Genomic DNA, 26481 nt, shown 5'->3' with positions numbered 1-26481 from the left:
GATGGAAGGAGGAGGCATGCGACGGATGCGCGAGTCTGGTCAGGCAACGGTGGAGGCGGCGTTTTTGCTGCCGGTGCTGTTCGTCGGGTTGCTGCTGCTCATGCAGCCGGGCATGCTGCTGTACGACCGCCTCGTGATGCAGGCGGCCGCGTCGGAGGGGTGCCGCCTGCTGGCGACGAGGACGGCCGCCGCGGGCGACATGGCCGAGAGCTGCGAGGCGTTCATCCGCCACCGGCTGGGGGCCGTCCCGCCCGTCTCCTGCTTCCACGTGCACGAAGGCGCGTGCAGCTGGGACATCCAGCTGGAGGGCGACGAGCGCTCCGACGTCGTCCGCGTGACCATCGTGAACGAGGTTCGCCCGCTGCCGCTGCTCGACGCGGGCGGGGCTCTGCTCGGCATCGTGAACGGCAACGGCAACCTCGAGGTGCGGGTTACGGCGGAGCAGCCGACGCAGCCGTCGTGGGCGCGCTCGTCCGAAGCGGGTGCGGACCCGGCAGGATGGATCGGAGCGTGGGCGTCATGATGCTCGATGCGTTCCACGACGAAGAGGGCATGACGACGGTCGGCATGGTGCTGGCGCTGCTGGTCACGCTTGCGCTCGTGTTCTCGGCGGGGCAGGCGTACCGGGTGGGTTCCGCGTCGTCGGAGGTGCAGAACGTGGCCGACGCCGCGGCCCTGGCCGCCCAGAACGAGGTGGGCGAGTTCATGATCGTCGTGCGCGTGTGCGACGCCATGGTGCTGTCGCTTTCGCTGACGAGCCTCGTGGCGACGGGCCTGGGCGTGGCGGCGCTGTGCACGCCGGCCACCGCCGCCGCGTCCGAGACCCTGCTGAAGGCGGGCCGCGACGTCGCCCATGCGCGCGATCGGTTCGCCGAGAAGGCGGCCGACGGGCTCAACCGCTTGCAGCGGCTGCTGCCGTTCCTCGCCGCGGCGAACGCGGCGTCGGTGGCGGCGGCGAACAACGGGACCTCGTCGAACTACGTGGCGCTTGCCGTGCTCGCGCCCTCCGCGGGCGAGGAGATCTCCGTGGACGGGGCCGCCGAGCTCGAAGAGGTGGGTGCGGCGGTCGACGGTGCTGCCGACGAGGTGCGTCAGGCGGCCGACGAGGCCGAGCGCGCCGCCGAGCGGGCCAACGAGGCGAAGCTGCGCGCGTTCGAGCACGACTGCGGCCTCAACCCGTCCTATTGCATGTACGAGCGCGCAGCGACGCTGGCGGGCATGAGCGGAACGGAAAACCCGCTGTTCAGAAGTGTGGATACCTGGTCGTTCTCTGTGGCGCTCAAGCGCGCGCAGGCCTACTACCCGCGGCGTCTCGCGGCGGAGGCGCCGGCGGACGGCTCGGTGGAAGAGCAGGCGCGCTCGGCGCTGCGCACGCGGTTCTACGCGTTCGCGGTCGAGGAAGTGGGGCGCGGGTACGTGCATGAAAGCGACGACTCGTTCGACGCGTCGTTCCCGCACCTCCCGAAGAACACGGCGGAGATGAGGGTGACGACGCTGTACACCGAGGCCGCGTATCCCTGCACGGTGGACGAGGAGGGGCGCGCCACGGCCCATGCGTGGGCCGGATGCCCTGCGGCGGCTGGGGCGGGGAGCCTCGTGTCGATCGCCCAGACGGAGGCGGAGTCGTACGCCGAGTGCGCACGGTGCGGCTTCTCGGCGGCCAGCATGGGCAAGGTGGCCGCCGCCTCGACGTCCATCGAGAACGGCTTCGAGTATCACTATGAAGCCGTGGCGAGCGCGGCCGAGGATTACGAGAAGGCCCGCGCGGAGCTCGATCCGCTGGCGAACGAGGTGAAGCGACGCGCGGGCGGCCTGTTCGACGAGGTGAAGAACGCGCTCGGCAAGGTTGCGGGCAAGCGCCTCTCGGCGCAGCCCCCGGGGCGATACGGCGTGATCGCGCTCGTGGCCAACACGGGCAGCCTCGCCGCGTCGGACGGTTTCGGCAGCTCGTTCGTGCGGGGCGGCGGCGCGCTCGGCGCGCGGGCCGCGGTGTCGGCCGCGACGCTCGTCGCCGACTCGTCCGAGGAAGGCGCCACCGTGGTGTCGTCGCTGCTCGACGGCGTGAAGAACCAGGGAGGGGCTGCGGTGGGTGCGCTGGGCACGGTGCTCGATTGCTGGTCGGGCCTGCTGGGCGCGTACGCGCAGGGCCAGGAAGCGCTCGATGACGCCGTGTCGTCCTCGCTCGACGGGCTGCCCCTAGCGGGAGCCAGCGGTTTGGGCGCGTGGGCGGCCGGGGCCTTGCGCGAGGCCGTGCGGGCCGTCGGGCTCGCCCCGGCCGAGCTCGACGCGCTCAAGCCGGTGCTGGTGAATTCGGCGCACGTAGCCGCGCGCGACGAAGGGGCGTTCGGTGCGCGCCTGCTATCGCTCAAGGAGCAGGCGATAGCGCATCCGCTCGGCTCGAACGACGTGTTCGCCACGATCGTGGGAACGGTGGAGACCGAGGTGGTCGAAGGCATCCAGGGCTTCGACGGATCCGTCGAGATCGCCGTGATCGAGCTCTGGGACGGCGGCCCGTCGTTCCCGGTGAGCATCGCGCTGCCTCAGGCGGCGAAGGATGCGGCGGGCGATCTGGTGCAGCGGGTGGCAGACGGGTTGCGCGGCGTGTACGCGCAGGTGACGGGGGTGAGGGTATGGGAATGACGCGGGCGCGCGGAGAGCGGGGCCAGATGACGGTGGAACTGGCGGTGGCGTTCCCCGTGCTGATCATCGTCGCGGTCATCGGGGTGAACGCGCTCACGTTCTTCTCGGAGTGCGCCGCGTTCGACAACGCCTTCCGCGATGCGGTGCGCGTGCATGCGACCTCGCCCGCCTCCGGCCAGGGCGTCGAGCAGAGCGGCGCGCTGGTGCAAACGGCCTTGGCCGCCGCGTTCGATGCGGCGAACGAGGAGACGCGCGTGTCGGTGGAGGGGGCCGCGGGCGGGCACACGCGGTTCACGGGAACCTTGGAGTACGCGCCCACGCTGTTCGGCCTGGGGCTGCGCTCGACGGTGTTCGGGGTCGCCCTGCCGCCGCTGACGCATACGGCGAGCATCGCGGTCGACTGCTACAAGCCGGGCGTGCTGCTATGAGCGGGCCGTCGATCGGCGCACGCCGCCGCCGGCGCGCGTGGACGCTCGCAGCCGTGCTCGTCGCGGCGCTCGCGGCGGCGCTCGTGCTCGCGTCGGCCGATCGTCCGAGCGTGTTGGGCGAGGTGGCGCGGACGACGGTCGGGCAGAGCGATGCCGGGCCGCCCGCGGGATTCGAGGACGAGGCGCTGCGGCTCGAGGGGCGTCGGGAGGTGCGGGTGGAGGAACGGGTCGGCGTGCTGGGCTTCTCCTGTTCGGGAGGGGTTGCGGAGACGCTCGCCGCGCTCGAGGAGGAGCTGTGCGCCAAGGGGTGGAGCGGGGTGCGCAGCGGCGAGGAGGGGGCGGAGTCGTTCGTGAAGGGAAGCGGTCGGTATCGGTGGCTGTTCGTCGCCTGCGCAGGCGTGGGCGAATCGACCAGCGTCGTCGTGCGGTACACGACGGAGGAAGGAGCGTGACGACGATGGAGGAACGGAAGGGATGCGCGTCGGCGGAGCAGCCGTTGCTGTTCGCCACGCGCACGGCGCGCAAGGCACGGGGGCTGCTGTTCTCGCACGAGCACGCCGAGACGCTGCTGCTCGCGCCGTGCAACGACGTGCACACGGCGGGCATGCATCGCCGCCTCGACATCGCGTTCGTCGATGAGCGCGGGCTCGTGCTGGAAGCCCATCGCGACGTCGGGCCGTTCCGGCGGCTGCGCAACAGGGCCGCGGTGGGGGTCGTCGAACGGTTCTCGTCCTGCTCGTCCCCCTGGTTTTCGGCGGGGGATCGCGTGGGCGTGGTCTGTCTGGAAGGAGAGCGGAAATGAAAACATGTCCGACATGCGGGGCTCGGGCGTTCGATGACGCCGAGGTGTGCTTCGGCTGCCTGCACCGATATGGCGACGAGCCGGCTCGACCGCCGGACGCGGCGCCGACGCCGGTGCCTATGGCGATGGCGGCGGGCGGGCGCTGTCCGGCGTCGCGTCCCGAGGCGATGCCCTCGATCCCGTCGAAACCGCGTCCTGCCGCGCCGCCGCGCGACGGGGCGGGGTGGACCGTGCGGTTCGAGCTGCCCGGGTATGCGCCCGTGGTGGAATCGGGCGGGCAGGAGGGCGGGTTCGTCGTGCGATTCCGACCGTCGGAGGCGGCGCAGGCGGGCGAGGCTCTTCGCGAGCGCGTCCTGCGCGGCACCCATGCGCGCGACGCGCCGGCAGAGGCTCGCGCGCTGGCGGATGCCGCGGGCTGCTCATGACGGCCGCGGTTGCGCTCGTCGTCGCGGCCGGTTGCGCGGGCGGGTTGGTCGGCGGGCTCACCGTGCCGTGGCTGGCTTCCGTTTTCCTGGGACGCGCCTATCGTCGCGCGCGCACGTGGTGGTGGGACTCGCTCGCCTCCTACCGGGCGTTCAGGCGAGCGCACCCCCAGCGGGAGCCCTCGCCGCGCGCGGCGGGCGTCGAGGGGTCGCTCGGCCTGTGGCGGATGCAGACGGTGCGCGACGCGCAAGCGGGGACCCTTCCTCGCGAGCGGTTGCGGGCGCTCGTCGAGGCGGGGTGCGCGGTGGACGCCGCCGAGCCCGCGCGCGGCGAGGCCGACCAGGAGGCGCGCTGCACGTTTCGCGCGAAGCGCGTGCATCGCTGCCTCGGCGCGGCTGCGGGCGCGGCGACAGGGTGCGTCATCGCGTGGCAGTCGGTTCCGCTGGTGCCGGCCGCGGCGCTGGCCGTGGCGGCTGCGGCGATGGCGGCGGCCGTGGCGTGCGACCTGCGTGCGAGGATCGTGCCGCTCGAAACGTGCGCGCTCCTCGCGGCGGCGGGCGTCGCGTTCCAGGCGTCGACTGCGGGGATCGAGGGCGTGCTGGCCGGCTGCGCGTTCGCCGCCTTCGCGGTGCTGTGCTGCCTCGTGGTCAACCGGCTGTTCGGCAGGACGGGTCGCGCGCCCGTCGGCTTCGGGGACGTGCGGTGCATGGCGGCGCTTTCGCTGGCAAGCGGCATGGCGACGCCGGTGGGGGCGGCGCTGTGCTACGGCGGCGCGGCGGCGTTCTCGCTGGCGGGCATCGCCGCGGGGAGGCTGTCGTGGAGAAGCGGCATCCCGATGGCGCCGTTCCTCGCGGCATGGCTGGTCGGCGGCGCGTTCGCGTGCCTGCACGGTATGGGATGAATCGACAAGAAGGAGCAAGGTATGAACACGTTCAAGCAAGATGCGGCATCGAAGCTGGGCAAGGCCCGGGCATGGCTCGTGGTGGGCGAGGAGGACGGCGGTTCCGAGATCGTGCAGACGGTCATCGTGCTGGGGTTCGCGGTGGGGTTGGGCGCCGCACTGCTGTTGCTGCAGGGCAATATCCAAACGGCCATCACGAAGGCGGGGACCTCCGTGACCGACATGTTCTCGAAGATCACGTCCGGTGCGGCGTGAGGGAAGCGCGGAGCGAGGCAGCAGCGTCGTGACGTTCGTCATCGCGCTGCCGTTGCTGCTTCTGTTCCTCTTCGCCGTGGTGGATCTGGGACGCTCGGTGTTCCTGTCCATGGCGCTCGACGACGCCGCTCATGCGGTGTGCCGCGAGGCGTCGGGGCACCCTGCCGGAGACGTTGCGGAATCGCGGCTGCGCGAGGCGGCCTTCGCCGCGGCGCCGGCGCTCGATCGCGACGATGTGCGGCTGGACGTGTCGGTCCGCTACGGGGAGGTCGAGGACCGCACCTACGCGCACCGGTTCTACGACGAGGCGACGGGGACGTACGACGAGCGCGCATCGCATGCGCGATCGCGCACGGTGGAAGTGGAGCTCGTGCTCGAAGGAGGCTACCTGACGCCGCTCGGGGCGGCGCTGCCCGGCGGCGTTGGAAGCGGGGGCGCGGGTCGGTTCGCATTCCGCGCTCAGGTTGGCGGCGTCGCGGACGCGACGGTGGAAGGAGGGGCGTGGTGAGAACGTGCGAGCGGGGAAGCGAGGTGGTCCAGTTCGTGATCGTGCTGCCGTTGCTGTTGGTCGTGCTGTTCTCGATCATGCAGCTGGCGGGCATGACGCTTGCGGCGAGCCAGGTGTCTTCCGAGATCACGCGCGCATGCCGCCAGCTCGATGTCGCAGGGTTCGAGCTGGCTGCGGACAAGGAGCGGTTCATCGAGGAGGGCATCCTCGGCGCTTCGACCCAGCTCGATCCCGATCGCCTGCAGGTCGATCGCGTCGGCTGGACGAGCGAGCGGACGAAGCGGGAGCGGGCCGTGCGCGACGGGGGCGTGATCGAGGAGCAGGCGACGGTGGTCGAGGCATCGTACGACGTGCGCTATCGGCTGCCGGCCATCGCCGATCTGCCCGGGTTGACGGGGCGCGTGCTCGAACGGCACGTGCGGTGCTCGTTCGTGGACGGGCGGGCGATCGAGATCAGGCAGGAGGCGCTATGAGATCGACGGGGCGTCGCACCGAGCGCGGCTCCATGCTGCCGCTCGTGGTGGTGGCGGTGCTCGTGCTGTTCGCGGTGCTGGCGTTCGCCGTCGACCAGGGCATCGCCTACGCGGCGAAGGCGCGCCAGGAGAACGCGCTCGATGCCGCGCGCGCCGCCTGCATGGACGCGTCGTTCGCGCTCGTGGCGAAAAACGCGGACGATCCGGGCCGCATGGTGGCCGACCGCGTGGTCCGTACGGTGCGCGATGCGGGCTTTCGGGGTGCGGCGTCCGTGTGGTTCTACGAGGCGCCGGAGGAAAGCGCCTCTTCGACGGAGCGCCACTGGGCCATCGGCATGCAGCTCGAGGAGGAGTCGCCGACGGTGTTCGCGCGCGGCTACGGCATCGACGCTCTGCCGGTCGCCTCGTACCGGGTGATGACGGCGATGCCGTACGCCGGAGAACGGGTGTGGCGGCCGGCGGAAAGGCGCTGCGGTCGGTACGAGTATCCGGCGGGAACGGATGCGGCTTCCTGGTCGTACGAGGCGCTGAGCTCGCTCGATGCCTTCCCGGCCGAGCTTGCCGAGGCGGCGCGGGCGGCGTTGGCCGGAGGCCGCGAATAGGTTGCGAACGGATTGAGAGCGGGTCAAGAGCGTGCCGGGCGAGGCCGGCGACAACGGGAGAAAGGAACGGGCTATGGCGATGGGCGGCAATGGCGGTGATGCGGCGGCGTGGGGCGGGGGCTTCGCGGCGCGGGCGTCGCGGCGCACGACGGGCGAGGGCGTGGCGGCTGCGGGCGGCGGGGGAGCGCGTCCGGGGTTCGGCGCGCCTGGAGGAGGGGCGCAGGCGACGGCGTCGATGCCTGCCGTCGCCGCGGATCGCGCGAAACCCTTCGCGGCCGCCAAGCCGCGGCCGGGCGATACGGCGCGCGTCAAGCGGTTGGCGACGATCGTCGCCGTTTCGGTCGCGTTGGCGCTGACCTCGGTGGCGTACGGCCTGTGGTCGGCCGCAGCCTCGCGCGCGGCGGTGGAGCACGCCACGGCGGGCGCGCTTCCCACGCTTGTGGCGGCCGCGGACATCCGTGCGGGCGACGCGATCGCGGCGGAGGCCGTCGAGGTGCGGGACGTTCCTGCCTCGTACCGGGCGGCCTCGGCGCTCGGCGGCGAAGCGCTCGATGCCGACGGCGCCGTTTCGGGAGGGCGCGCGCTCGTGGACATTCCCGCGGGGACCCAGCTGTCCTCCTCGTTCGTGACGAGAGCAGGCGGCGGCGATCGCCTCTCCGCCGAGCTGGGGACGGGCATGCAAGCAGTGACGCTCGCCGTGGACGTGGAGACGGGGCTTGCGGGCCATGTGCGGCCCTACGACACCGTGCGCATCGTGTCGGCCGAGGGCGCGTCGGCGGGCGAGGCGTTCCTCGAGACGGTGTGCGAGCGGGCGCGCGTCGTGGCGATCGGCGACGATGCCGCCGGGGTGCAGAGCGGTTCCGCCTCCGTCACGGTGGAGGTGTCGCCCGACGAGGCCGATGCGGTGCGCGAAGCCCAGTTCGCCGGGCGGGTCAGCCTCGTCCTCGTGGCCGCCGACGACGCGTTCGGGGAGGCGACCGTCGATGGACAGGACGACTGAGCGCGCGCTTAAGCGCGCCGTGCGCGACGAGGCGGCGGTGCGGCTGCGCGGCGACGCCGCCGGCCCTGCCGCGGTCGAGGAGCTCATCCGTCGGCTCGTGGGGGAGGTCGCGCACGAGTCGGGCGTGCCGCTTCCCCCGTACGAGTTCGAAGCGCTCGCGCGCGCGATGGTCGACGACTTCCTGCGCTACGGGCCGCTCCAGCGGTTGCTCGAAGACGAGGCCGTCACCGAGATCATGGTCAACGGCGGCGGCGTCGACATGGACGATCCGGCGCTGCCCTTTCGCGCTCCCATCGTGTATGTGGAGCGCGCGGGGCGCATCGAGTACCGTCCCGACGTGGAGTTCGACGATGCGGAGCACCTGCGCCGCATTATCAACAAGATCGCCGAGCAATCGGGCAAGCGGTGCGACGACGCGCACGCCATGGGGTGCGCGATGCTGCCGGGCGGACGGGCGCGCGCCACCTACGTGGTGCCGCCCATCGCCCCCGACGGCCCCGCGCTCAACGTGCGCACGTTCTCGTCGAGCATGCTGGGCATGGAGGACCTCGTGCGCAGGGGCATGCTGACCGACGCGATGTCCCAGTTCCTCCGTTCGGCCGTGCAGGCGCGCTGCCCGATCGTGATCTCGGGCGGCACCGGGTCGGGCAAGACCACGCTGCTCGGCGCGCTGTCCGGATTCATCCCGCCCGAGGAGCGGGTGGTCACCATCGAGGACACGCCCGAGCTGCGCCTGCAAACGCCGCACGTGGAGCGGATGCAGACGCGCGAGGCGAACACGGAAGGCGAGGGGTCGGTGGGCATGCGCGAGCTCGTGGCGCTTTCGCTGCGCCGGCGCCCCGACCGCATCATCGTCGGCGAGTGCCGCGGCGCCGAGGCGTACGACATGCTGCAGGCCATGCAGACCGACCATCCGGGTTCGATGACCACGGTGCACGCCAACGATCCCGGCAACGCCATCAGCCGCTTGCGCACGATGGTGGGCTATGCCGACGGCGACCTCGGTCGCGACGTCATCGTCCAGCAGATCGCCGAATCGTTGCAGGGCGGGCTCGTCGTGCACGCCGAGCGCATGCGGGACGGGTGCCGGCGGGTTACGGGCATCGTGGCGATCGACCCGCTGCCGGAGGGCAGCCTCGTTATCCCGCGCGCCGAGCTGTTCGTCTTCGACGTCGAGGGCGTCGACGCGTATGGTGCCATCGCGGGTTCGTGGCGCGCATGCGGCGTGCAGCCGCAGCGCATCAAGGAGCGCATGCGCGCATCGGGGGCGTGGTACGACCCCGCTTGGTTTTTCGAGCAGTGAGGAGGGACGGAGCATGATGGGACTTGTGATGCCGTGGGGCCTCGTGGCGGCCTGCGCCGCGACGGGCGCATGGGCGTACGCGCTCGTGCGGCAGGAGCGTGCGTCGAGCCGCGGTCGGGCGCTGAGCGATCGCGGCCTCTACGAAGCGGGGGCGGCTGCCGCGATGGAGCGCAAGAAGCCGAAGCTGCCGCGCCTCGCTCGCGCGCTTCATGAGGCGGGGGTGGAAACGTCGGCGCTCGGCTGGTCGGTGAGCGTCGTCTCGCTCGCGTTCGTCGCATTCGCGTTCGCCACGGCGCTGATGGGCGGCGTGGCGGTCGGGACGATCGCCTGCGCCGCGGTGCTGGCGGGGTCGGGGATGCGGTTGCATCTGCTGCGCGCACGGCGGCGGGAGCTGCTCGAACGGCAGCTCGCCCGAGCGCTTCCGCAGGTTGCGGCCAGCGTGCGCAGCTCGCTCACGCTCGAGCGCGCGCTGCGCACGGTCGCGGCGCATGTGGAAGAACCGCTCCGCGAGGAGCTCGCGCGCGTGCTGGCCGATGCGGCGTACGGAACGGCGCTCGCGGCGGCGTTCGAGCGGATGGCGCGCCGAACCGGCAGCCCCGACGTGCGCGCCCTCGCCGCGGCCGTCAGGATACAGCAGCGGTTCGGCGGGGCCGTCGCGCCGGTGCTCGATCTCATCGCCGCGCATGCCGCGGCACGGCTGCGGACGTCGCGCGAGCTGAAGACCGAGCTGGCCGGCACGCGTTTGGCGAAGTGGTTCGTCGCGCTCGCCATGCCGGCGATCTTCCTCATCATGTTCGCGACGAACGCCGACTTCTCGCAGTTCTACCGCGATCAGCCGCTCGGTTGGGCGCTGCTGGGCGTCGCGGCGTGTTCGGAGGCGATCGGCCTGTTCGCCTGCCAGCGCATCACGGCGATCGATCGGAGCGAATCGTGATCGGCGCCGGTGCGGGCGCGGCGCTCTGCGCGACCCTCGTGCTCGGGGCCGTGGTCGGCCTTGCGGCCTACGAGGCGCTCGTGCGCTACGCGGCTCCCGCACGCCGCGACGCCGTCGCGCCGTCGTCGGGAAGCGCTTCGACGACCGGCAACCGCGCAAGCGTCGAGCGGGGGCGCCGCCGTGCGCGCGCGGCGTTCGATGCGCTTGCGATGCTGCTCGATCGGTACGTGCCGCTTTCGCGCGCCGACGTCGAATCGAGCCGCGAGCGTCTGGGCAGGGCGGGCGTGGGGCTTGAGCCGGAGACGTGGAGGAGCATCCGCGCCGTGTCCGCGTTGGGGTGCGCCGGGTTCGCGGGCATCCTCGCGGCGGGCGCGGGGCTCGTTCCGCTCGCCCTCGCGGGCGCGGTGGGCGGCTGCGCGGCGTGCGGTTGGACGGCGCCGTCGTGGGAGCTTTCGCGAAGGGAGCGCCGTCGGCGGAGAGCTATCGAGCTCGGGCTGCCCGACGCGATGGAGCTGCTCGGCATCGCCATCGCGGCAGGCTCCCCGATCGAGCAATGCTTCCGCGAGGTGGCCGAAAGCATGGACGGACCCCTTGCGGAGGAGTTCTCCCTCGTCGACAAGGAGGTGAACCTGCTGGGCCATTCGCGCGAGGAGGCGTTGGAGCACCTGGGACAGCGCTGTCGCAGCCAAGACGTCAGCGCGTTCGCGGCCCAGCTGACCCAGGCGATCAGCCAGGGCTCGTCTTTGACCGAAGGTCTCGCCGCCCAGGCGGCGCTGGCGCGCGAGACGGCGCAAGCCGAGGCGATGGAGCGCATCCGCAAGATGCCGACGAAGCTCGATATCGTGCTGTCGCTGTGCTTCCTGCCGCCCACGGTCGCGCTCGTGGTGGTTCCGACGGTGGTCGATCTGCTGGATTTCTTGAACAACTCGATGGGATGAGGAGGCTTCCGTGAAGCGAAGATCGAACAAGAGGACGAGGCCCGAGCGGCGCATCGCGTGCGGCGTGGCGGCGGTTGCTGCGCTCGTGGTGGCGTCCGTCGCGTTTTTCGGCTGGCGTACGTACGAGCGCATCGCCGATGCGGCACCCGACGGTGCGAGCACCATAGAGCTGCAAGTCGCGCTGCGATGCGACGGTTGGTCGCCCGAGAACGTCGAGTTGGGAGCGTTTGTGTCGGGCGTCCAGATCGACGGCGCGCCCTGCGACGAACAGCTCGTCTTCGAGGGGTCGGGCGCGCAGACCGCCTACCTTGGCGCAGGGTCCTACGAAGTCGTTCCGCAGCTCCCGATGCTCATGCTGTTTGACGGCACGGTGCTCGCCGCAGGCGATCCGGTTGCGCGAAGCTATGGGGACGACGCGCCGAAAACCGACGCCCTCGAGATCGCCTACGCGGCGATCGACGCACGCGATCTGGCCGAGGACGAGCTGCGCGCCGTCGCCGACGGCAGCTTCGCGACCGAGGACGATGCGGACGCGGCGTTCGGGCGAGCTCTGGCACGGTGGAGCGAGGAGGCGGCCCATGCTGAAGCGTGAGAAGCAACGCGTCATGCGCACGCTGCTGGCTGCCGCCGTGCTGCTGTGCGCGAGCTTCGGCCTCGCCGCTCTGGAAACGGGCGAGGCCTTCGCGTACTCCTATCGGACGACGGACACCGCGACCATATACAACCGCGCCTGGATCAGGGTCGACCCGTCGGCGAACTACCTCGAGCTCATCGGTTCGGATCCCATCGGCCCGCAGTTCGACATGCCCAGCTGGAACGCTCCCGGCGGTATCCACTCGCGCATCGAGTCGTACCAGTTCGCCGTGTGGGGCGATGCGGGCGGACAGGACGATCTCGCCTGGTATGCGGGCGGCAACGGCCGCTGGACGAGGGCCGGCGCGGTGATGGGCAGCGGCAAGCTCGACGGCAGCGGCAACGGCAACGGGTTCGGCTGCATCGCCACGTACGGCTACGGATGGGGCGGTTCGGTCATCTCCAAACACGGTGGATTCGACGCGCTTATGTACTGCCACGTGTACCTCGACAACGCGGACTACGGCCGCAATTTCTACGGGTCCGTCGATTTCTGGCCGCGCGTCAAGATCCAGTACGACGCGAACGGGGGAACCGGCGCGCCGGCGGCCCACTACAAGTACATCGGCACCACGGCGAACATCTCGTCGAAGAAGCCTACGAGGGTCGGGTACACGTTCGAAGGATGGTCGACCTCGAAAAACGGCGCGGTGAACATCGCCCCGGGTCAACGTATAGGGTACGAAGACTGGAACCTTCTGCAGTGCACCAACCTCCCGCATGATTGGGCCGGCAGCAGCCCTGCGGATTATTATCGTGATCCGCTGGCCGGTCAGCCGTCGCCAACGGGCACGAACCTCATCCCGCTGTACGCGGTGTGGAAGCCGATCGCCTACACCGTGTCCTACAACGGCAACGGCGCGACCGCCGGAAGCACCGCATCGTCGTCGCACGTGTACGACGCATCGAAAGCGCTCACGGCGAACGGGTTTCGGCGCAGTTACACGCTCACCTGCGACTCCCAGGGAGGGTCGGCGGGCGTAACGCGACTGAACTGCGCGTGGTGGTGGAAGTCGTGGAACACGCGCGCCGACGGAGGCGGCGCGTCGTACGGCGACCGTGCCTCCGTCAGGAACCTGCGCACGACGACGGGAGCCGTGAACCTCTACGCGCAATGGAACGAGGGCGTCGTCGAGCTGCCCGATCCGGGGACGAAAGCCGATTGCGCGTTCAAGGGGTGGTACGACGCTGCCTCGGGAGGCTCGCTCATCGGCAAGATCGGCGACCGTGTGTCCATCGGGTCGAGCGCGACCTACTACGCGCAATGGCAGCCCTATGCGCGCGTCGCCTACTACGCAGACGGCGCCAGCGCACCTGTGTTCTCGGAGTCCGTCGAGGTCGGATCGTCCTACCGGGCGAACGCGCAGGCGATCGCACAGGCGACGAAGCCCGATTGCGCAGGCTTCGACGGCTGGTACCTCGATGCTGCCTGCACGCAGCCCTTCGCCGAAGGCTCTGCCGTGCCCGACGCGGGTCTCGCGCTCTACGGCCGCAACCGTGTGACAGTCTCCTATGCGCTCACCGACCGAACCGTCTCCCTCTTCGCCGATCGCGAGCTGTTCGCCGACGAGGGCCGCCTCGAGCCGCTCGCGCACGGCATCGAGCTTCCTCGGCAACGCACGCTGTTCTACGGCGACCGCCTCTCGTTCGATCGGGGCGACAACGTCTGGTTCGAGCAGCACGATCGCATGCGCGAGGCAACCTGCGAGCCGGGGGCCTACGCGACGCCCGCAGGCGAGGGCAGCCCGGCTCGCTTGGCCCGCATCACCCGCAACACCGTCGCGTACCTGCAATGGGCCGTCCCCGCTTACGACGGCATCACCCTGTCGTAAACCTTACGCTTGCGTAATACTAACGTTAGCGTTATAGTTGTAGAAAAGAGTTGATCGCATGCCGCCGAAACCTTTCGAGATATATCGCCGATTGCTGCGGGAACACTGGCAAGACGATGGCTGTAACGGTTCGCACCGCCATCTGTCGAAGGATGACAAGACGATCATCCTGCCGCTTCATCGAAGAGAGCTGCCGAAAGGTTTGTGGGAGAGTATCCGCAAAACCGCCGGGTGGCGTTGAGGCATGAGAAAGCACGAGAGAGGACGAGCCATGCGTTATGTGTACCCCGCCGTTTTCACCGAGAACGAATTGGACGGCTACAACGTTCAGTTCGTCGATTTTGAAAGCGGTTGCACCTGCGGTGACGACATGGAAGACGCCGTCGCGATGGCCTCGGAGGTGCTGTGGCTCCTCATCGACGACTGCCTACAGCTCGACAAACCGTTGCCGAAACCGACGTATCCGCAGGAACACGAAGGCTTGCTGGTGGCCATCTCGGTGGACGTGGACGTCGAGCGCGGCCTCCTCACCACGAAGAAAGCGGCCTCCATGCTCGGCGTGAGCGACGCGCGCGTGCGCCAGATGGTGAGCTCGGGCCAGCTCGCCGCCAAAAAGCAAGGCCGTGACAACTACGTGTACCTGTGGAGCGTGAAGGAGCGTTTGAACAATCCTCCGAAACCCGGGCGCCCGCAAAAAAGCGCATCCGACAAATCCGTCGGATGCGCCTCCTGAGCACGTTGCGAGCCAAGACCCGTCAAGCGCGGTTCGGCCTCGGATGACGGGCCTCGGATGACGGGCCTCGCTCCTGCGGCTACGCGCGGGTGGTCGCGCGCGCGGCTCCGGCGTTGCCGCCGGCTTCGGCGCTCTGCACGCGCAGGCGGCCCACCACGAGCGCCACGGCGAAGATCGCCACCGTGAACAGCAGCATCACGCCGATGTTCGCGAGGATGGGCAGCACGGTTTCGGACGAGGCTACGGTCAAGTCGGCCGCGCTCTGCAGCGCGTTCGTGTACCAGTACGCGGGCAGGAAGTGCGCCACCGTCTGCACGGCGGGATCGAGCAGGTCGAAGGCGATCCACGCGCCGCCCAAAAACGAGATGACCATGCCGAGGATATTGCCCAGGGCGTTGCTGGCGAACTCTCCCACGCCCAACTGCCCGAGGAGGTAGCCCACCGAGAGCGGGATGGTGGCGAACGCGAACGACGCGGCGATCATGAGCGCGAGCCCCGTGCCGCTGATCATGGACACCGCCTCGTGGAACACGGTCAGGCCCAGGCAGATCGTCCACAGCCACACCGCCACCATGACCAGCAGGCTGCCGGCCGCCACCTGCAAGCCGTACGACAACGAGGGCAGCGGCGACACGAGGTTGCGGCGACGCAGGTCGGTGCGGTTGAGCGTGGTCATCAGCACGCCCACGCACACGATGATGGACGCGAATAGGGTGTAGGTACCCCATTGCAGGAAGAACACGAACCGCTGCGCTTCGGACGAGGTGCCGCCCACCTGCACGCTGTCGGCCTCGGCCGCTTCCGCCATGATCTCGTCGGTGTGCTGCACGATGTCGTCCAACGACGCGGCGCCCTCAAGCCCGGCGTACGCCCGCGCGATGCCCAGGTACTCGTTCACCACCTGGTCCATCAGGTTGCCTTCGGTGGAATAGTAGCTGTACACGGTTTCCATCGTGGGAAGCTCGTCGCCCGCGCGCGCCGCCTCCGCGAACGCCTCGCCGAACCCTTCGGGGATGATCAGCGTGTACGAGCTCTGACCCTTGGCGACGGCGTCCTGCAAGGCCATCGGGCTGTCCTCCACCGCCACTTCCGTGCCCTGCTCGCGCAGGTAGGCGGTCAGCCCCTCCGAGAACGCGCTCGCGTCGCGATCGATCACGGCGAACTTCGTCTCGTACGGCGAGAACTCGTTGCCGTTCGAGCCTCCGAACGTCAGGCTGCTCGCGATGAACACGCCCATCAGGCTGAGGAAGCCGGCGTACACGAGGAGGTACATGGGGTGCCGCAGCACCGTCTTGATCGCGATCCTAAAGACTTGCATAGCGCTGCCTCCTAATGAACAGGGCCGATGCGGCGAACAGCACCGCAGCCATGACCAGCAGAATCAGGATGTGCTCGATCGTGCGCTGGTAGGTGTCGTAGTACATGATGCTGTAGAACGCCTGGGAGATCTGCACCGCGGGATTGATCAGCTGAACCCCCGGCGCCGCGGCGTTGATGGTGTCGGCCAGCTTCATCGTGGGGGAGCCGTACAGCCCGGCGAACAGCGATGCGAAGCACACGATGCCCGACAGGAGGCCGCCCTTCACGCCCTCGTCCACCTTCGGGAGCGATCCCAGCAGCGTGCCGAACGCCGTCGCCACGAGGGCCGCCGCCGCGATCACCGCGACGCACATCGCATCGCGCCCGCCGAAGTCGACCCCGGCGACGAAGCGGATGTACAGAAACGCGACGGTGATGCAGACGAACGTGAGCACCCAACTCGCGGCCAGCGTGGCCGTCAGCGTTTTCGCGCGGCTCAGCGCGGCCACGGCGCGGCGCGCACCCAGCGGGCTCAGGTTCGGCTGCGTGCGGCAGATGGCGATCATGCCGATCTGCCCGCCGAACAGCGCCGCCATGCCCAACAGCGCGAAGAAGTAGCGCACCGATTCCTTGGGTGGGTTCTGCGTGACGTCGATCTTCTCGGTGAGGTCGCCGGTGTCGAGCAGCTTCTCCAGCGCCGCCGTATCGGCCAGCGCGGCGGGGTTCGTGGCGGCGACGTCCTCGATGAGCGCCACATTGCGCACGTACGCGTCCCCGATGGTCTTCAGGATGGACTGGTAGGCGCTGTCGAGCGAGTCGGGCGTGACGCCGGCTTTCACGTGCACGGTGGGCGTGCCGTCGGCATCCACGGTGAAGTATCCGACAGCGCCGTCCGATAGCGTATCGGAGTACCCGGGCCCCGCAGCCTCGTTGCCGCTCATGAGGCTGCGCGCCTCCTGCTCGGTGTCCACGCGCACCACGTCGAGCATCTGGTCGTCGCCCGGCTCGGACAGCGTGTCGATCATCTCGGAGAATCCGGGAGCGGCGTCGAGGTTCTCGTCGGCCACCACCACGGTGGGGATGGGCTCGAACTGCCCCGCATCGTCCAGGTTCGCGAACATGAACACGAACATGGTTGACAGGATCAGGGGAAACGCCAACGACCAGATGAATATGCTCTTCTCGCGCACCAGCGTGAGCAGGGCGCCTTTGAATACGTTGAACATGGTGAGGTCCTTCCGCTCCTAATCGCGCAGCTCGGTGCCGGTGATCTCCAGGAACACGTCGTTCAGCGTAGGAGGCTCGGCGTAGATGCGGCCGAACTGCACGCCGTCGCGCTGCAGCACCGCCAGCACGTCGCTCAGGTTGTGCGTCCCGTTCTGGCAGGCAAGTTCCAGCGTGCCCTCGCGGTACAGCGCGCGCGTGACGTGCGGCAGCGCGTCGAGGTGCGCCAGCGCCGCCTCGTCGAGCTCGGGCGCGTCGATCTGGATCTTCTCTCCGGTGCCGATCATGGCCTTGAGCTCGGCGTTCGTGCCGGTGGCCAGCGCCTTCCCGTGATCCATGATCATGATGCGCGTGCATATCTCCTCCACCTCCTCCATGTAGTGGCTCGTGTACACCACGGTGGAGCCCTGGCGGTTCATCTCCTGGATGCCCTCGAGAATGGCGTTGCGGCTTTGCGGGTCCACGGCCACGGTGGGCTCGTCGAAGAAGATGAGCTCGGGCTTGTGCGCGATGCCGCACGCGATGTTCAGGCGTCGCAGCAGGCCTCCCGACAGCTTGCGCGGACGGAACTTCGCGTAGTCCTCCAGCCCGACGAACGCGATGGCCTCGTCCACGAGGTCGCGGCGTTTCGCCCGGTCGTTCACGTACAGCGCGCAGAAATAGTCGATGTTCTCGCGCACGTTCAGCTCTTCGAACACGGCCACGTTCTGCGGCACGATGCCGATCCTCCGCTTCAAATCGTAGCTGGTCGGGCGCATGGTCTGGCCGAACAGCTCGATGGTTCCCTTGTCGTAGGTCAGCAGCTGCAGGATGCAGTTGATGGCGGTGGTCTTGCCCGACCCGTTCGGGCCCAGCAGGCCGAACACCTCGCCCGGCTCGATGTGCAGGTTGAAATGATCGAGCGCGAGCACCTCGTTGTAGCGCTTGACCAAGTTGTCGACGGCTACGATGTCCATGGTTCCTCCTCCTGCGGTTGCGTTCCGCGGTTTCGTTCCTGCTACCATCATGCCCGCGCGGCGGCTTCGGCGTAAGTGTGCGCCGTCATCGGTCTGGCCCGGCATCGTGACATTTGTCACGAACCTCGCCGCACCCCTGCTTTTGTCGCATCCCTGCGCCGCGCCGCGCCCCGCCGCCGCTATACTGGGGCCATGGATCGGGTCATCGACGAAATCATCCTCGTCGCGCTGTGCTTGCTGTTGCTGCCGTTCACGACGTTCGCCAGCGCGCATGTCTCGGCGCTGCTGTGCGCCATCGTGGTGGTGTGCTGCTTCGACGCGTACCCGCACGCGCACCTGCGCTTCGCGGTCGCGGGCGTGTTTTTGCTGACGGCGCTGCTCGTGCCCGAATTCGTCGTGCTGCTCCCTCCCGTGGCGTACGTGCTGTTCGGCGAGCGATTCTGGCCGGTGCGGCTCAGCTGGGCCGTGCCGCTCGCCTGCGCGCTGCGCACGGGGGACGTCCTGCTGATCGCCGCCGTGGGCGTGCTGGGCGTCACGGCTTGCCTCATGGCGTGGCGCACCGCGCGCATCGACGAGGAGCGCGAGCGCTACCGGGTTCTGCGCGACGAGCAGCAGGAGGCGTCGCTGTCGCTTGCGAGCAAGAACCGCGAGCTCATGGCCGCGCAGGACTACGAGGTTCGTCTGGCCACGCTGTCCGAGCGCAGCCGCATCGCCCGCGAGATCCACGACAACGTGGGGCACCTGCTCACGCGCTCGGTGCTGCAGGTGGAGGCGTTGCAGGTGGTGCATGCCGACGACGAGCGCGTGCGCGGCGAGCTGGCTTCGGTGGGCGCGACGCTGCACGAGGCCATGGACACCGTGCGCAAAAGCGTGCACGACTTGCACGACGACGCGTTCGATCTGCGCGCGCGGCTGGACGGCGTCATCGGCGCCTGCGGCCTCGCTGGCGTGCGCCTCGTGTACGACGTGCGCGACGTGCCGCTGCCCGTGGCGTACGGCCTGGTCGCCGTCGTGCGCGAGGCGCTGTCGAACGTGGCGAAGCACAGCGACGCCACGCGCGTCGAGGTGTCGGTCATCGAGTACCCCGCGCTCTTCCAGCTCATCGTGCAGGACAACGGCTCGCGCGGCGGCGAGCCGCGACCCGCGGCGTCGGGTGACGCCCCCGCACACGCCGGCATCGGCCTGCAGACGATGGAAGAGCGCGTGAGCTCGCTCGGCGGGCGGCTGCGCACCGGCTACCGCAAGGGCTTCCGCGTGTTCGCCACCATACCGAAGGATCCACCGAAGGAGAAGGCATGATCAGGACGCTTATCGTCGACGACGACCCGTTCGTGCGGATGTCGCTGCAAACCATCCTCGAGGCGCAGGACGACGTGGATGTGTGCGCGCTCGGCGGCGACGGGAACGAGGCCGTTGCCCTGTTCGAGCGCGAACGGCCCGACGTGCTGCTCATGGACATCCAGATGCCCGGAACCGGCGGCCTCGACGCCGCCGAGCGCATCCTCGGCAAGCACCCGGACGCGCGCATCGTGTTCCTCACGACGTTCTCCGACGACGAGTACATCGTGCGCGCCCTGCGCCTGGGGGCGAAGGGCTACCTCATCAAGCAGGAAGTTGCCACCATCGCGCCGGCGCTGCGCACGGTCATGGCCGGCCAGAGCGTGCTCGGCAGCGAGGTGCTCGATCGCATGGACGCGCTCATGCGCGGCGGCTCAACGCCGACGGCGGCCGCGGCGGCGGGCGAGCTGTGCGGCGACCTCACCGAGCGCGAGGCCGCCATCGTGGATCTGGTCGCCGAGGGCCTCGACAACAAGGAGATCGCGGCCACGCTGTACCTCAGCGAGGGCACCGTGCGCAACCACATCAGCGCCATCCTCCAAAAGCTCGACCTCAAGAACCGCACCCAGCTCGTCGTCCGCTACTACCGCGACCGCTAAGCCCCCGTCTCCGAGCGCGTTTCGCCGCCGATCGCCTCGGCCAGCGAGATGAGATCCTGCTGCGAGTTCACCTCGGTCTTGCGGTAGATGCTCGAGATATGCGAGTTGACCGTCCCCGTCGAGATGAACAGCGCATCCTTGATGTACGGTCGGTTGCGTCCTGCCAGCAGCAGGCGGGCGACGTCGGTTTCGCGCGGGGAGAGCGCGAACCGCTCGGCCAGCGCGTCCGCGGCCGTCTCGGCGCGCGGGGGAGCCGCGGGAGCTGCGGGGGCCGCAGGGATCGACCCGTCCGCGGCAGGCTCGATCGCGTCGGCAATGACGAGCCTTCCGAAGTCGGTTTCGTACCCCTGCAGCGGGCGGGCGTCGCCGCCGATGAACAGCTTGTCGAAGTCCTCCAACTTGATGGCCATGCCGCATGCGAACAGCACCACGAGGAAGAACAGGGGCGCCGTGACCGGTATGATGCCATCGGTGATCAGGCACGACTGCTCGCCCAGCATCACGCCTGCGAAAATGCCCACCCCCTTCGCCATCAGGTAGATGAGCAGGGGCACCGCGGCGAAGCGCCGATCCTGCTTGACGGCTTGGTACCAGAAGCTCCAGGCCAGCGCCTCGAGGGCGATCATGCAGGCGAAGCAGAACGAGAACGCGATGGTCGCCAGCAACGGGCTGTAGAATCGCACGTACAGGATGAGGTAGCTCACGGCGAACACGACGATGGCGAAGCGCGCCTGCCCCCGCTGATGCTTGCGCGTTGCGGTTTTGCGGATGATCAGGAACAGCGTGAGCGTCACCAGCAACGTGGTGACGAACACCGAAGGGGAGTACCACGAGCGCGATTCGAAATCCCACGGGGCGGCGATCACGCGGAAGAACGCGAAGTTCAGCCAGACGATGAGGATGAACGCGCTCGCGTAGTTCAGCAGCATCGGCTTCACCGAGAAGGGCGCATCGCGCCCCGCGCTCTTCGGGGACGCGTCGTCCTCGGCGTCGGCGGGTTGCCGTTCGAGGTCGGGCAGGTCGGAGCTCATCAGCGCGAACGCCAGCGGCGCTACCGTGCAGAACACCACGGCGCATACGGTGGGGAGCACGATGAACACGAGGTACACCAGCAGGGAGAACACGGACACCAGGCCGAAGAACGTCCCGAGAAACGAGGCATCGAGCTCGGGAAAGTGATCGATCCGGTACAGGTACATCAGCGGCAGCAGCAAACCGATGACGGCTGCGCAGGCGAAGGGGAGCGTGTCGGGCAGCACGTTGTACGTGTACAGCACCCAGATGGCCAAGCAGCAAGCGCCCATCAAAACGGCGGCCAGCAGGTAGAGCGGGCGAGAGAAGCGCAAGGGCTTCGTGCGCCGCCTGACGAACAGGGCTGCCGCGCTCACCGCAAGCGCCAGTCCGGCAGCGCCCCAGCATTGCTCGGGGAGGCTCGGGCTCGGCACGTGCGACCCCTTGGTCAGCGTGCTCGAGAAGAACGCGAGGTACTCCCACGCGTACAGGATGACGAACGCGGCCAGGGCGCGGCGTCGTGAGCTTGAGGCGACGATGAGCCTGATCGGTCCCAGCACGGATGGATTCCGCGTTTCAGCCATACATGCCCTCCCCCGGCTTCGCTGTCCATGCCTCGATTTTACCCTATATCGCTCGGACGGGCCGGGAGAAGGGTCGCGCCCACGAGGCGCTGAACTCGGCGAACGGAAAATCATTGAGTTCCAATGATGCCGCGTTGCCCCGGCGCGTTCCGTTCCATTCGATCATACCGATGCGGCTTCGACCGCAGCTGCCTATGCTGATCCACGTGGTATAAGCATGAGACGAGAAGAGGGGGAACGTACATGGGAACCATGGATATGTCGAGAAGGCGGTTCGCTCAGCTGTCCGGGCTCGTCGGCGCGTCGGCGCTTGCGGGGCTGGGGCTGCCGGACAACGCCGAAGCGATCGAGCAGGCACCGGTCGATCCGGAATTCCCGGTTTCGGGTCGCGGGCGCAAGCTGGAGGCGACCTACGATCCGAGCACTGACGAGGTGAAAATCAACGACGAGGTCATCGTGCGCTACAGCAACTGCGTGGGGTGCTACGCCATGTGCGGCGTGCGCTTGAAGCTCGATCGCGAGTCGCGTGAGATATTGGCGCAGGGCGGCAACCCGTACAACCCGTGCAACGCCTATCCGGTGCTGCCGTTCGACGAGCCGCTGACGGAGGCGTACCGCACGATGACGCAGTCGCCCTCGAAGCAGACCGGCGCGGCCACGTGTTGCGGCCGCTCGCTCGGCGCGCTCGACGTGTACCTGAATTCGCATCGCATCACCATGCCCCTCAAGCGCGCCGGCAAGCGCGGCGAAGGCAAGTGGCAGCCCATCGGTTGGGACCAGCTCATCGAAGAGGTGGTCGAAGGCGGCAAGCTGTTCAAGGACATCGGCGAGGATCGCGAGATCGAAGGGTTCCGCGCCGTGCGCGACTTCGACACGCCGCTCGTGCCCGACGCCCCCGAATTCGGCTCGAAGGCGAACGGCCTCATCTACTGCGGCGGCCGCACCGACGGCCGCGGACAGACGTCCACGCGCTTCCTCAGCATGTACGGCAGCTCCAACAAGTACTCGCACCACTCGTCGTGCTACGGCGCGAAGGGCGTCTACCCCTACCAGTCGGGCGACGGCGACGACCTCGGCATCGACGCCGAATTCAACGAATACGCCATCTGGATGGGCACGTTCCCCGGCGCCAACGGCGGCAGCGTGATGAGCGATCTCAAACGCGTGGCGTCCACCATCGAGAACAAGCAGGCCAAGATCGTCGTGTTCGACCCGAACCTCGGCAACGGCGTGGTCACCCCGGCGCAGGACAACGCCGTGTGGTACCCCATCAAGCCGGCCACGAACTCCGCGCTGACCATGGGCATGATCCGCTGGATCATCGACAACAAGAAGTACAACGAGGACTTCATGTGCGCTCCGAACCTGCCCCAGGCTATCAAGCTGGGCTTCAACGCGTGCACGAACGCCACGCATCTCGTCATCGTGGACGAGGGGCATCCGAACTACCGTCACATGATGCGTCCCGAAGACGCGGGCCTCGAGCCCTCCGAGAAGGAGAACGCTTTCGAGGACCAGTACGTGTGCGTCGATGCGTCCACCCGGCAGCCCGCGGTCAGCCTCGACAGCGACAAGGGCCTCATGGAATGGGAGGGCGAGGTCAACGGCGTGAAGGTGCGCACGGCCTATTTGTTCCTCAAGGACAGCGCGAACGAGCATACCATCGAAGAGTACTCCCAGGTCTGCGACGTGCCGGTCGAGGTCATCGAGGAGGTTGCGAGCGAGTTCGTCGCCCATGGCACGAAGTCGTCCGTCAACGGTGCAGGCGGCGTCACGTCGGCGAACGGCACCGATGCGACCAGCTGCTTCTCCACGTTGGCCGGCCTCACGGGCGCCCTCTGCATGAAAGGCAGCCTCATCGCCACGTTCGTGGGCGTGGTGGGGCCCGGCAACGGCGACCGCTACCTGCTGAACAAAGCCGAGGGCGTGCCCGAGGGCAAGCCGGACGCGCGCGTCGATCGCACCGGGTTCGCCTGGGAAGACACGAGCGAGTACCAGCGCCGCGTCGCCGCCGGGGAGCGGGATCCCAAGCCCCTGCTGCCGTGGTATCCGGGCGGCGTGGGAACCTCCGACAACCAGATGGTGCTATCGCTGGCCAACGGCTACCCGCATAAGGCGAAGATCCTGCTCACGTGGCAGTGCAACCCCATCAAGGCCACGCCGGGCGCCATGCGCGACGAGGTGATGGAGGCGTTCAAGGACCCCGACATCGTGCCGCTGGCCATATGCTCGGACGTGGTCGAAGGCACGTTCGCCCACATGGCGGACTACATCGTGCCGGACACCATGTACCGCGAGCACTTCGGCATCTCCCAGCATGCCGCATGGTGGGGCCATAAGGGCAACTTCCTCCAGTGGCCCATGGTGGAGCCGAAGTCGATGAAGCTCGACGATGGGCGCCATGCCAGCTTCGACGCGTTCCTTTGCGATGTCGGCCGCAAGCTGGGGCTGCCGGGTTACGGCGACGAGGGGCTGCTGTCCGCAACGGGCGAGAAGTCCCCGTTCAACGACGCCTGCGACTACTACGTCAAGGCGCTGGCGAACGTGGCATACGAGGACGGCGTCATCGACGACCTCTCCCAGGAGGAGATCGAGATGCAGGCGCTCGACACCCTGCCGGACGCCTGGAGGAAGGCTGTCGCGGCCGAGGAGTGGCCGAAAGTGCAGCGCCTGCTCAGCCGTGGATGCCGCACGTGGCCCGAGGCCGACACGTTCGACGACGAGGGCCGCCATACGTACGCGGGCGCGTACATGGTGAACTTCTACTCCGAGGAGCGCGGCTCGGTGAAGAACCACTACACCGGGAAATACTACGAAGGAGCGCTCGGCTGGCATGCCGAAGCGTTCAGCGACGGCACGCCCATCGAGGACGTGTACTCCCGCGAGGAGTATCCCTTCGGCGCGGCCAGCCACAAGCCGTACTTCCGCTGCGTCACCATGTTGTCCGATAGCGCGCTCATGCGCGAGCTGTCGCCGCACAACTATCTGGAGATCAACATCGAGGATGCGCGCGAGCTGGGCATCCGCGACGGCGAGACCGTGCAGGCCGTCAATCCCTCGGGCGACGTGATGGAAGGTGTGGCCATGGTGCGCGGGGGCACGGCGCGCGGGACCATCGGCATCTCGTTCGGTTACACGCAGGACGCGTACGGCTCCACCGATCTGACGGTGGGCGACGAGACGATCCCCGGCAACCCGGACATCGACACGGGCGTACAGCTCTGCCAGATGCTCGATCCGCAGGTGGGCGAAGGCGGCATCTTCGCCTTCTCCGACCCCGAGGCATCGACGCCCGGCCGCAACGGCGGCATGTTCAAGCTGGTGGTTCCGTCGGTCTGACGACCGCCGGAACGGGTCGACGCTGCGGCTTCCCGTGGCACCCCATCTCGCGGCGAGGCCGAGGACTCGCGTACCGAAGTACGCTTCGCCCTCGCCCTCCCCACGATCTGGGGCGCCACGGAAACCCTCGCTGACCTTTGTGGACCTATGAGATGAGAAGAATAGAGGGTGAATCATGCAACGAGCTGAAACGAAATCGGGCAAGCGGCCCTTCATGTTGATCGACGTGTCGCTGTGCATCGGGTGCCACGCGTGCGTGAATGCGTGCAAGTTCGAGAACGGGCTGTCCATCAAGCAGTTCAACACCTGGATCGAAACCTGGGATGCGGGCGATTATCCCCAGGTGGTGCGCGCGAACGTGCCGCACCTGTGCAACCACTGCGACAATGCGCCGTGCATGGCCGTGTGCCCCACGGGGGCCACGTACAGCAACGACGACGGCCTGATCCTCGTGGATCAGGACCGCTGCATCGGCTGCAAGTACTGCATGGCGGCCTGCCCCTTCGCCGTGCGGTGGCAGAACGACGCGGGCGAGGTGGAGAAGTGCACGTTCTGCGTGAACCGCACGTCGCAGGGGCTGCTCCCGGCATGCGCCGGCAACTGCCCCACCCACGCCCGTCTGTTCGGCGATTTAAACGACCCGAGCAGCGAAGTTGCCCAGAAGGTGGCGAAGGCGCAGGCGGAGAGTATGCTGCCCGAACTGGGCATCGAGACCAACACGTGCTACGTCGGCCTCGCCGAGACGAACGCGCTGCCGAAGTCGTCGTCGGTGCTGCACGGCGGGCGCGTCGCGGTGAAGCTCGAAGACATGGAAAGGGGTGAGTAGCATGATGGTGTGGGATGGCGTTGTCGCATGCGACCTGTTCCTGGCCGGGTTGGGCGCGGGTGCGTTCCTGCTCTCCATTCTGGCGGGCTGGGCGCCGGGCGGCTCGAAGAAGATCAGGCTCATCGGCTCCATCGTGGGACCCGTCGCGGTTGCCGCCGGGGCGCTCACGCTCATGATCGACGCAAAGGCCGGCTTGGGCGATCCCCTGCGGTTCTTCTACCTCATCACGAACCTGGGTTCGCCCATGACCTGGGGCGTGCTTTGCCTCAGCATCTTCCTGGTGGTCAGCGTCGCCAGCCTGGTCGTTCAGCTGTGCAGGAAGGACGTGCCGCGCGCGCTCGATGTGCTCGGCATCGTGTGCGCCGCCGGCGTGGCGACGTACACGGGCGTCCTGCTGGGCTATTCGGCCTCGTATCCGCTGTGGAACCTCGCGGTGCTGCCGTTCCTGTTCGTGTGCTCGGCGGCGCTCACGGGCTTCGCGTTCGTGTCGGCCGTCGCGTACTTCGCGGCGCGCGACGAACTGGAGAAGATCGGCTTTCTGCCGAAAGCCGAAGTGGCGCTGCCGGTGCTGGTCGGGCTGTTCCTGCTCGTGCTGCTGGCGGTGACGGCCACCACGGGAGGCGAAGCGGGTGCCGTTGCCGCGACGGCTACCGTGCAGGGAATGCTGGCCGGCTCGAACGCGCTCGTGTTCTGGTTGGGCGTCGTGGTGTGCGGGATTGCGGTTCCGCTGGTTGCCGGCGTCGTGCGCCTGCGCTCGGCCGGTCGGGGCGTGACGGGGCTCAGCCTCGCGGGCTACGCGGCCGCCTGCATCGGCGGGTTCGCGCTGCGCTACGTCATCGTCGTCGCCGCAGTGGGCATGACGATGGGCGCCGGCTTCTAGCGGCACGCTGATCCGTCCGG

Annotated in this window: 28 protein-coding genes; 24 read left to right on the top strand and 4 right to left on the bottom strand. The window is 68.6% G+C overall.

The features are described 5' to 3' along the window. Nucleotides 1-16: 16 nt before the first annotated feature. From H8S61_RS05070 to H8S61_RS04980, 19 genes are all read left to right on the top strand, one after another. Entirely contained in the window at nucleotides 17-523 is a 507-nt protein-coding gene (locus H8S61_RS05070; RefSeq protein ID WP_160943510.1) for a TadE/TadG family type IV pilus assembly protein, read from the top strand. After that, nucleotides 520-2640 (top strand): pilus assembly protein TadG-related protein, encoded by a 2121-nt coding sequence (locus H8S61_RS05065; RefSeq protein WP_255466507.1) that lies wholly within the window; start codon nucleotides 520-522, stop codon nucleotides 2638-2640. Before H8S61_RS05070 ends, H8S61_RS05065 begins: the two co-directional genes overlap by 4 nt. Beyond that, the gene (locus H8S61_RS05060; protein ID WP_255466474.1) at nucleotides 2637-3068 is read left to right on the top strand and encodes a hypothetical protein; all 432 of its coding nucleotides are present in this window, start codon (nucleotides 2637-2639) and stop codon (nucleotides 3066-3068) included. The genes H8S61_RS05065 and H8S61_RS05060 overlap by 4 nt, the downstream gene beginning before the upstream one ends. Next, entirely contained in the window at nucleotides 3065-3520 is a 456-nt protein-coding gene (locus tag H8S61_RS05055) for a hypothetical protein (protein ID WP_255466473.1), read from the top strand. Before H8S61_RS05060 ends, H8S61_RS05055 begins: the two co-directional genes overlap by 4 nt. Before the next feature lie 5 nt (nucleotides 3521-3525). Continuing rightward, nucleotides 3526-3870 carry a DUF192 domain-containing protein gene (locus tag H8S61_RS05050; protein ID WP_222617610.1) on the top strand — a complete coding sequence of 115 codons (345 nt, stop codon included), beginning with the start codon at nucleotides 3526-3528 and terminating at the stop codon, nucleotides 3868-3870. Then, on the top strand, nucleotides 3867-4295 hold the full coding sequence (locus H8S61_RS05045) for a hypothetical protein (protein ID WP_186938187.1): 429 nt from the start codon (nucleotides 3867-3869) through the stop codon (nucleotides 4293-4295). The genes H8S61_RS05050 and H8S61_RS05045 overlap by 4 nt, the downstream gene beginning before the upstream one ends. Then, nucleotides 4292-5194, top strand: a complete 903-nt coding sequence (locus H8S61_RS05040) for a prepilin peptidase (RefSeq protein ID WP_186938186.1) — start codon at nucleotides 4292-4294, stop codon at nucleotides 5192-5194. Before H8S61_RS05045 ends, H8S61_RS05040 begins: the two co-directional genes overlap by 4 nt. Before the next feature lie 21 nt (nucleotides 5195-5215). Next, a complete protein-coding gene (locus tag H8S61_RS05035; RefSeq protein ID WP_154334781.1) occupies nucleotides 5216-5449 on the top strand; it encodes a hypothetical protein in 234 nt (77 codons plus the stop codon). A 28-nt stretch (nucleotides 5450-5477) separates the two neighbouring features. After that, nucleotides 5478-5957: a TadE/TadG family type IV pilus assembly protein gene (locus H8S61_RS05030; RefSeq protein ID WP_160943554.1), complete on the top strand. Its 480-nt coding sequence runs from the start codon at nucleotides 5478-5480 to the stop codon at nucleotides 5955-5957. Next, the gene (locus H8S61_RS05025) at nucleotides 5951-6430 is read left to right on the top strand and encodes a TadE/TadG family type IV pilus assembly protein (protein WP_244977656.1); all 480 of its coding nucleotides are present in this window, start codon (nucleotides 5951-5953) and stop codon (nucleotides 6428-6430) included. The genes H8S61_RS05030 and H8S61_RS05025 overlap by 7 nt, the downstream gene beginning before the upstream one ends. Further along, complete coding sequence (locus H8S61_RS05020; protein ID WP_186938185.1) at nucleotides 6427-7032, top strand: pilus assembly protein TadG-related protein; 606 nt, start codon at nucleotides 6427-6429, stop codon at nucleotides 7030-7032. Before H8S61_RS05025 ends, H8S61_RS05020 begins: the two co-directional genes overlap by 4 nt. A gap of 73 nt (nucleotides 7033-7105) precedes the next feature. Beyond that, a complete protein-coding gene (gene cpaB / locus H8S61_RS05015) occupies nucleotides 7106-8032 on the top strand; it encodes a Flp pilus assembly protein CpaB (protein WP_186938184.1) in 927 nt (308 codons plus the stop codon). After that, a complete protein-coding gene (locus tag H8S61_RS05010) occupies nucleotides 8016-9335 on the top strand; it encodes a TadA family conjugal transfer-associated ATPase (protein ID WP_186938183.1) in 1320 nt (439 codons plus the stop codon). The genes cpaB and H8S61_RS05010 overlap by 17 nt, the downstream gene beginning before the upstream one ends. A gap of 13 nt (nucleotides 9336-9348) precedes the next feature. Beyond that, on the top strand, nucleotides 9349-10269 hold the full coding sequence (locus H8S61_RS05005) for a type II secretion system F family protein (protein WP_186938182.1): 921 nt from the start codon (nucleotides 9349-9351) through the stop codon (nucleotides 10267-10269). Beyond that, nucleotides 10266-11207: a type II secretion system F family protein gene (locus H8S61_RS17685; RefSeq protein WP_186938181.1), complete on the top strand. Its 942-nt coding sequence runs from the start codon at nucleotides 10266-10268 to the stop codon at nucleotides 11205-11207. The genes H8S61_RS05005 and H8S61_RS17685 overlap by 4 nt, the downstream gene beginning before the upstream one ends. Nucleotides 11208-11217: 10 nt before the next feature. Then, nucleotides 11218-11799 carry a hypothetical protein gene (locus H8S61_RS04995; RefSeq protein ID WP_186938180.1) on the top strand — a complete coding sequence of 194 codons (582 nt, stop codon included), beginning with the start codon at nucleotides 11218-11220 and terminating at the stop codon, nucleotides 11797-11799. Continuing rightward, nucleotides 11786-13672, top strand: coding sequence for an InlB B-repeat-containing protein (locus H8S61_RS04990; protein WP_255466472.1), 1887 nt, complete (start codon nucleotides 11786-11788; stop codon nucleotides 13670-13672). The genes H8S61_RS04995 and H8S61_RS04990 overlap by 14 nt, the downstream gene beginning before the upstream one ends. Before the next feature lie 58 nt (nucleotides 13673-13730). Further along, nucleotides 13731-13913, top strand: a complete 183-nt coding sequence (locus H8S61_RS04985) for a type II toxin-antitoxin system HicA family toxin (protein ID WP_186938179.1) — start codon at nucleotides 13731-13733, stop codon at nucleotides 13911-13913. Nucleotides 13914-13943: 30 nt separating this feature from the next. Further along, complete coding sequence (locus tag H8S61_RS04980) at nucleotides 13944-14405, top strand: type II toxin-antitoxin system HicB family antitoxin (protein ID WP_186938178.1); 462 nt, start codon at nucleotides 13944-13946, stop codon at nucleotides 14403-14405. A 79-nt stretch (nucleotides 14406-14484) separates the two neighbouring features. Here the strand turns inward: H8S61_RS04980 and H8S61_RS04975 are convergent, their stop codons facing one another. From H8S61_RS04975 to H8S61_RS04965, 3 genes are read right to left on the bottom strand one after another with little or no spacing between them, the layout of a single operon-like run. Beyond that, nucleotides 14485-15723, bottom strand: a complete 1239-nt coding sequence (locus tag H8S61_RS04975; protein ID WP_186938177.1) for an ABC transporter permease — start codon at nucleotides 15721-15723, stop codon at nucleotides 14485-14487. Beyond that, the gene (locus H8S61_RS04970; RefSeq protein ID WP_160943523.1) at nucleotides 15710-16930 is read right to left on the bottom strand and encodes an ABC transporter permease; all 1221 of its coding nucleotides are present in this window, start codon (nucleotides 16928-16930) and stop codon (nucleotides 15710-15712) included. The genes H8S61_RS04975 and H8S61_RS04970 overlap by 14 nt, the downstream gene beginning before the upstream one ends. 18 nt (nucleotides 16931-16948) lie before the next feature. Then, the gene (locus H8S61_RS04965; RefSeq protein ID WP_160943524.1) at nucleotides 16949-17884 is read right to left on the bottom strand and encodes an ABC transporter ATP-binding protein; all 936 of its coding nucleotides are present in this window, start codon (nucleotides 17882-17884) and stop codon (nucleotides 16949-16951) included. Nucleotides 17885-18076: 192 nt separating this feature from the next. Between H8S61_RS04965 and H8S61_RS04960 the strand changes: the two genes are divergently transcribed. Then, nucleotides 18077-19183, top strand: a complete 1107-nt coding sequence (locus H8S61_RS04960) for a sensor histidine kinase (RefSeq protein WP_186938176.1) — start codon at nucleotides 18077-18079, stop codon at nucleotides 19181-19183. Further along, nucleotides 19180-19821, top strand: coding sequence for a response regulator (locus tag H8S61_RS04955; RefSeq protein WP_186938175.1), 642 nt, complete (start codon nucleotides 19180-19182; stop codon nucleotides 19819-19821). Before H8S61_RS04960 ends, H8S61_RS04955 begins: the two co-directional genes overlap by 4 nt. Here H8S61_RS04955 and H8S61_RS04950 read toward each other — a convergent pair. Continuing rightward, entirely contained in the window at nucleotides 19818-21416 is a 1599-nt protein-coding gene (locus H8S61_RS04950) for a response regulator transcription factor (protein WP_255466471.1), read from the bottom strand. The genes H8S61_RS04955 and H8S61_RS04950 overlap by 4 nt on opposite strands. A 243-nt stretch (nucleotides 21417-21659) precedes the next feature. On the opposite strand from H8S61_RS04950, the gene H8S61_RS04945 reads away from it, so the two are divergent. The 3 genes from H8S61_RS04945 (at nucleotide 21660) to nrfD (ending at nucleotide 26461) form a co-directional block, all read left to right on the top strand. Then, entirely contained in the window at nucleotides 21660-24755 is a 3096-nt protein-coding gene (locus H8S61_RS04945; protein WP_186938174.1) for a molybdopterin-dependent oxidoreductase, read from the top strand. A 175-nt stretch (nucleotides 24756-24930) separates the two neighbouring features. Beyond that, on the top strand, nucleotides 24931-25581 hold the full coding sequence (locus H8S61_RS04940) for a 4Fe-4S dicluster domain-containing protein (RefSeq protein ID WP_186938173.1): 651 nt from the start codon (nucleotides 24931-24933) through the stop codon (nucleotides 25579-25581). Nucleotide 25582: 1 nt separating this feature from the next. Then, a complete protein-coding gene (nrfD, locus tag H8S61_RS04935) occupies nucleotides 25583-26461 on the top strand; it encodes an NrfD/PsrC family molybdoenzyme membrane anchor subunit (RefSeq protein WP_186938172.1) in 879 nt (292 codons plus the stop codon). Nucleotides 26462-26481 lie beyond the last annotated feature (20 nt).

It is taken from the genome of Eggerthella hominis, from assembly GCF_014287365.1.
Classification (GTDB): Bacteria; Actinomycetota; Coriobacteriia; order Coriobacteriales; family Eggerthellaceae; genus Eggerthella; species Eggerthella guodeyinii.
This window is presented reverse-complemented; position numbering and strand designations above follow the sequence as displayed.